This window comes from Mesorhizobium sp. M1E.F.Ca.ET.041.01.1.1, from assembly GCF_003997355.1.
Taxonomy (GTDB): domain Bacteria; phylum Pseudomonadota; class Alphaproteobacteria; order Rhizobiales; family Rhizobiaceae; genus Mesorhizobium.
The window spans coordinates 1-6,059 of the sequence record NZ_RZSL01000376.1 but is presented as its reverse complement, the minus strand read 5'-3'; the positions used below and the strand labels follow the sequence as shown (position 1 = coordinate 6,059).

Below are 6,059 nucleotides of genomic sequence, written 5' to 3'. Positions count from 1 at the left end.
GAGACAGTCCTTGCCCTTGCCGGGGATCGTCTTCTGACGGGCGCGGCCGAAGGCCAGCGCGTCGTCGGGCACGCTTTCGGTGATCACGCTGCCCGAGGCGATGTAGCCGCCCTTGCCGATCGTGACCGGCGCCACCAGCGAGGAATTCGAGCCAATGAAGGCGCCCTCGCCGATGTCGGTGAAGAATTTCGAAAAGCCGTCATAGTTGCAGGTGATGGTTCCGGCGCCGATATTGGCCCCGGCTCCCACGCGCGCATCGCCGATGTAGGTCAGGTGGTTGACCTTGGCGCCCTCCTCGACCGTCGCCTGCTTGACCTCGCAGAAATTGCCGACCTTGGCCTTTTTTCTGAGATCGGCGCCGGGACGCAACCGGGCGAACGGTCCGACCTCGCAGTTCGCGGCAATGGTGGTGCCTGCGAGATGGCTGAAGGCATGGATCGTGACGCCGGTGGAAATCTGGACGCCCGGACCGAACCAGACATTCGGCTCGACAATCGTATCGGCGCCGATTTCGGTGTCGTGCGAGAAATAGACGGTTTCGGGCGCGATCAGCGTCACGCCCGCGAGCATCGCTTCGCGCCGCCGGCGCGCCTGCCAGATGGCTTCCGCCTCGGCGAGCTCGGCCCGGTTGTTGATGCCGAGCGCATTTTCGAAGCTCGCCTCGGTGGCGACCACGTCGAGGCCCTCCGCTCCGGCGATTTCGACGATATCGGTGAGGTAGAACTCACCCTTGGCGTTGCTGTTGCCGACCTTGTCGAGCAGTCGAAGCGCATGCTTGCCGGCCACCGCCATCATTCCGGCATTGCAGAAGCCGATCTTCTTTTCCGCCTCGGAACAGTCCTTTTCCTCACGGATGGCGACCAATCGGCCACCTTTTTCGATCAGCCGGCCGTAGCCGGTCGGATTGGGCGGACGGAAGCCGATGACCGCAACAGCGGCCCCTTCCGCCAGCTTTTGCCGCGCGGTCGCCAGCGCTTCGGCATCGATCAAAGGTGTGTCGCCGAACATGACGAGAATATCGTCGTAACCCTTTGATATCGCTTCGCGAGCGGCGAGCACGGCATGCGCGGTGCCGAGCCGCGTCTCCTGCACGAAGGTCTCGGCCTTCGGCGCGAATTTCTGCGCGGCTTTGCGCATCTCCTCGGTGCCATGGCCGATCACCAGCGCCAGACCCGTCGCTCCGGCGGCCTCCGCCGCCTTCACCACATGAGCCACCATCGGTAGGCCGGCAATGGCGTGCAGCACCTTGGGCATCGCGCTTTTCATGCGCGTGCCTTCGCCGGCGGCGAGGATGACGGACAGGCAGGATCTCTGGCTCATGAAAGGGCAACCGTACGAAAAGCGTTTGAATCAGCATGCTAGCAGTGCTGCTCATGCTGCACCAATGCGGTTAAATTCCGATGAGACGGCGGAGCGAAGTCTCTAAGCGCGGACGTCTGGTGGGATGCCCGATACAAAAGCACCGCCGCGATGGCGTCAACCGGTTACACACATAGGAGATATCTCCGGCCTTCTGGGAGTGGTGTGTCAGCGCCCCCAGAGGCTGCGTGGGCGTGTCGTCGGTTGGTTGTTAGCACGGCGGCTGGAGCGCTCCACGCTCGCAAGCGGGATGACGAAATCTCGTGAAGGCAAGGTCAAGGCGCGTTTTCCGTTCCGCATCGGCGACGGGCGGAGACTGGGAGAGATGAATACCATGCGCGTGGCGCGTCTGGAAGTTGGCAGGACATGGACGCGGGGCGGCCCGCGTGCAGGCGCTTGGCCGAGCGGTGCAGAGACCACGCAGCGCCACCTCGCAGCGATCCTGGCTTGCGATGTGGTCGGCTATTCGCGCCTGACAGAGCGCGACGAGCGCGGCACGCTCGAGCGGCTGAAGGTCTACCGCAAGGACCTCCTCGAACCGCTGGTATCCGAGCACAGGGGTCGGATCGTCAAGCTCACCGGCGACGGCATGCTGTGCGAGTTCGCGAGCGTCGTTAACGCGGTGACCTCGGCGATGGCGATCCAGCAGGCCGTGACAGAACACGAGGCGGAGACGCCCGAGGAAGAGCGGATTCGCTTCCGCATCGGCGTCAATCTCGGCGACGTGGTCTGCGAGGAGGATGGCGACCTCTACGGCGACGGGGTCAACATCGCCGCCCGCCTCGAAAGCGTCGCCGATCCCGGCGCCGTGGTCGTCTCGGGCACCGCCTACGACCACCTTCAGGGCAAGCTCGACTGCGGCTTCACGCCGCTCGGCAACCTGCGCCTCAAGAACATCGAGCGGCCTGTGCGCGCCTACCGCGTCGACACCGACGCCAGCGCCTCGGTGGCTGCGCCGCCTCCCCTGCCCGAGAAACCCTCGATCGCGGTTCTGCCTTTCACCAACATGAGCGGCGACCCCGACCAGGAATACTTCGCCGACGGGCTGGTGGAGGACATCATCACCGGATTGAGCCGGGTGGACTCCTTCTTCGTGATCGCCCGCAACTCGTCCTTCACCTACAAGGGCCGGGCGGTGGACCTGCGCCAGGTCGGGCGCGAGCTGGGCGTCCGCTACGTGCTCGAAGGCAGCATCCGCAGAGCTGGATCGCGGGTGCGCATCAGCGGGCAGTTGGTGGATGCGATCAGCGGACACCATGTCTGGACCGACCGCTTCGAGGGCGACGTGAGCGACATCTTCGACCTGCAGGACAAGGTGACCGAGAGCGTCGTCGGCGCTGTCGAGCCGAGCATCCGGCTGGAGGAGATCAAGCAGGCGCGCATGAAGCCGACCGACTACATCAGCGCCTACGACCTCTACCTTCGCGCGCTGCCGCGCTTCTACAGCATGACACGCGAAGGCTTTGCCGACGTGCGCCGGCTCACCAACGAGGCGCTCAGCATCGACCCTGGCTTCAGCTTGGCGAAGGCACTCGGCGCCTATATCCGCAGCCTGTCCGTGAGCCAGTGCTGGCACGAGCCCGACGATACCAGAGTCGCCGCGCGGATGGCGCGCGAGGTCCTGGCGGAAGCGCGCGACGACCCCACGAGCCTACGCTTCGCCGCGCAGGTGATCGCCTACAGCGCGAAGGAGTACGAGATGGCGCTGGGCACGATCGAACGATCCCTGCTGCTCAACCCCAATTCGGCGCAGGGCCATACGGGCTGCGGGTGGGTGAACGCACATTCCAGCCGCCCGCTCGTCGCGATCGAGCACTTTCACAGGGCAATGCGACTGAGCCCGATCGATCCCGAGAAGGGCATCGCGCTCTCCGGCATCGGGATGAGCTACCTGATGCTCGAGCGCTACGAGGAAGCGCTGGCATGGGGAGAACGCGCGCTGCACGAGATGCCGAACTACGGCTCCTCGCACCGGGTGGTGATCATGGCGCTGGTCAAACTCAACCGGCTGGACGAGGCGCAGGCGGCGGCGCGGCGGCTGATGGAAGCGTTCCCGACCTACACGCTCACCCTGCAGAGACAGATCAACCCATGGCTGGACAAGGTTTTTGCCGAGCGTTACGTCGAGGCGCTGGCTATCTCCGGCGTGCCGGAGTGATCGTCGCGGTTGCAAAGACGCACTCTCCTGCGCGTCACGTCCGATCCTGCGACGTCCCTTGTGGCAAATTACCCCAGCCGCCCCAGCACCGGAAAATTCTCCAGCAGCCAGTAGGACGCGCTCTGCACCCCGCCGGTGAGGAAAAACACGCCGGCGACGACCAGCAGCGCGCCCATCACTTTCTCGACGCGACCGAGATGGACGCGGAATTTGCCGAGGAAACGCATGAAGGCGCCGGAAAACAGCGCCGCGATCAGGAAGGGAATGCCGAGGCCGAGCGAGTAGGCGGCGAGCAGCATTGCACCCTCGCCCACGGTTTCGCGGCCGCCGGCTAAAGTCAGGATCGGCCCGAGCACCGGACCGATGCAGGGCGTCCAGCCGAAAGCGAAGGCGAGCCCCATGACATAGGCCGCGACCATGTTGGCCGGCTTGCCCTGCGACTGGAAGCGCGCCTCGCGCGACAGCAGCGGAATGCGCAGTATGCCGAGAAAATTCAGCCCCATGATGATGATCAGCGCGCCCGCCACCATCGCCAGCGGCTCCTGCCAGACGCGCAGCAGACGGCCGATGGTCGAGGCGCCGGCCCCGAGCGCGACGAAGACGGTGGAAAAGCCGAGCACGAAGGCTATAGAAGCATAGAGCAGGGCGCCGCGCGCGCCTTCCCGTGCGGTCACGCCCTGGTTGCCGCGGAAATCATCGACCGAGACGCCGGCCATGTAGCAGAGATAGGGCGGCACCAGCGGCAGCACGCAAGGCGACAGGAACGAGATGGCCCCCGCCCCGACCGCGCTGACATAGCCGATGTCCAATGCCATTTCATGAGCCCAGATTGTGCTGGCGCCGATATAGCGATGCCGAAGCCGCCCTGCCAATCACCATTGTGTGGCATGTGGTCGCCCAGCCAGGAAGAAACGGCCTCCCCCATGCGTTGACTGAGCAGGCGCGCGATTGCCGCGCGCCCGTTCTCAGGGAGAGATTGCCATGAAATCGATCGCACTCGGATTTGCGGCCCTTTTGCTTGGCGCCACCGCGGCCCACGCCGCCGAGGCATGGAAGGAAGCCGAAGTCGGCGGCAAGAAGATCTACACCGATGCCATGGGCATGACGCTCTACACCTTTGACAAGGACGAGAAGGGCAAATCCAACTGCTACGACAAATGCGCCGCCAACTGGCCGCCGCTGAAGGCCGAGGCCGGCGCCAAGGCCGATGACGAGTGGACGATCGTCGAGCGCACCGACGGCACCAAGATGTGGGCCTATGACGGCAAGCCGGTCTACACTTTCGTCAAGGACAAGAAAGCCGGCGACATGACCGGCGAAGGCGTCGCCGGCGCCTGGCACGTCGTCGCGGCCGACTGAATTTTCTCGAAGGAATCGGCAGGTTGCCGGCGATTCTCCGCTGGCAGCCTGCCACCTCGCCGCCTGCGAGACATGGCCTTCACCCATCCCCCAAAAATGTGATCTTCGCCATACACTCTAAGAGTGTATCGCTGGCGGCAGGTCCGCAAATTGGCTCCTTCCCCTTGACCGATCGCAAAAGCACGGCCATGTGAGCGACGAAAAGAGTGGGATTTCGTCGTGCGCCGCGGAGTTCTTCCGCCGCCTCATAATTGATAAGAGACCTTATGGACGTCGTCGTCGTCGAATCGCCGGCCAAGGCGAAGACAATCAACAAATATCTGGGCAAGAACTATAAGGTCCTTGCCTCGTTCGGCCATGTCCGCGATCTGCCGGCCAAGGACGGCTCGGTGCGTCCCGACGAGGACTTCGCCATGTCCTGGTCGGTCGACACGGCCTCTGGCAAGCGGCTTGCCGACATCGCCAAGGCGGTCAAGGACGCCGACGGGCTCATCCTCGCCACCGACCCGGATCGCGAGGGCGAGGCGATTTCCTGGCATGTGCTGGAAGTGCTGAGGCAGAAGCGGGCGCTGAAGGACAAGCCGGTCAGCCGCGTCGTCTTCAACGCCATCACCAAGTCTTCCGTGCTCGAGGCCATGGCCAATCCGCGCCAGATCGACGCGCCGCTGGTCGACGCCTATCTCGCTCGCCGCGCGCTCGACTATCTCGTCGGCTTCACGCTGTCCCCCGTGCTTTGGCGCAAGCTGCCGGGCGCCCGTTCCGCCGGACGCGTGCAGTCGGTGGCGCTGCGCCTCGTCTGCGATCGCGAATCCGAGATCGAGCGCTTCATCCGCGAGGAATACTGGCAGATCGCCGCCATCCTCGACACGCCGCGCAACGACAGCTTCGAGGCGCGGCTGACCGCCTATGCCGGCAAGAAGCTGCAGAAGCTCGACATCGCCAACAAGGCGCAGGCCGACGACATCAAGGCGATGCTGGAGGGCGCTGCCTTCAAGGCGCTGTCGGTGGAAGCCAAGCCCACCAAGCGCAATCCCGGCCCGCCCTTCACCACCTCGACGCTGCAGCAGGCCGCCTCCTCGCGGCTCGGCTTCTCGGCCAACCGCACCATGCAGGTGGCGCAGAAGCTCTACGAAGGCATGGATGTCGGCGGCGAGACCGCCGGCCTCATCACCTATATGCGAAC

General features: G+C 64.7%; 5 protein-coding genes. 3 read left to right on the top strand and 2 right to left on the bottom strand.

Annotated features, from left to right (window positions below):
- A partial coding sequence (glmU, locus tag EOA38_RS25070; RefSeq protein WP_127300485.1) for a bifunctional UDP-N-acetylglucosamine diphosphorylase/glucosamine-1-phosphate N-acetyltransferase GlmU occupies window positions 1–1,320 on the bottom strand: 1,320 nt, incomplete at its 3' end.
- Between the two features lie 373 nt (window positions 1,321–1,693).
- On the opposite strand from glmU, the gene EOA38_RS25065 reads away from it, so the two are divergent.
- On the top strand, window positions 1,694–3,517 hold the full coding sequence (locus EOA38_RS25065; protein WP_127300484.1) for an adenylate/guanylate cyclase domain-containing protein: 1,824 nt from the start codon (window positions 1,694–1,696) through the stop codon (window positions 3,515–3,517).
- 68 nt (window positions 3,518–3,585) lie between these two features.
- Here the strand turns inward: EOA38_RS25065 and EOA38_RS25060 are convergent, their stop codons facing one another.
- On the bottom strand, window positions 3,586–4,332 hold the full coding sequence (locus tag EOA38_RS25060; protein WP_126093499.1) for a cytochrome c biogenesis CcdA family protein: 747 nt from the start codon (window positions 4,330–4,332) through the stop codon (window positions 3,586–3,588).
- Window positions 4,333–4,498: 166 nt separating this feature from the next.
- Here EOA38_RS25060 and EOA38_RS25055 point away from each other — a divergent pair, with 166 nt between their 5' ends.
- Together EOA38_RS25055 and EOA38_RS25050 are read left to right on the top strand one after the other, a co-directional pair.
- Window positions 4,499–4,876 carry a hypothetical protein gene (locus tag EOA38_RS25055; RefSeq protein ID WP_126093498.1) on the top strand — a complete coding sequence of 126 codons (378 nt, stop codon included), beginning with the start codon at window positions 4,499–4,501 and terminating at the stop codon, window positions 4,874–4,876.
- A 266-nt stretch (window positions 4,877–5,142) separates the two neighbouring features.
- Window positions 5,143–6,059, top strand: a 917-nt coding sequence (locus EOA38_RS25050) for a DNA topoisomerase (protein WP_245480911.1), incomplete at its 3' end; no start/stop codon positions are given.

Bases quoted from the DNA above. Each gene is read 5' to 3' on its own strand.
- EOA38_RS25065 (WP_127300484.1), top strand. From the start codon at position 1,694: ATGCGCGTGGCGCGTCTGGAAGTTGGCAGGACATGGACGCGGGGCGGC.
- EOA38_RS25060 (WP_126093499.1), bottom strand. From the start codon at position 4,332: ATGGCATTGGACATCGGCTATGTCAGCGCGGTCGGGGCGGGGGCCATC.
- EOA38_RS25055 (WP_126093498.1), top strand. From the start codon at position 4,499: ATGAAATCGATCGCACTCGGATTTGCGGCCCTTTTGCTTGGCGCCACC.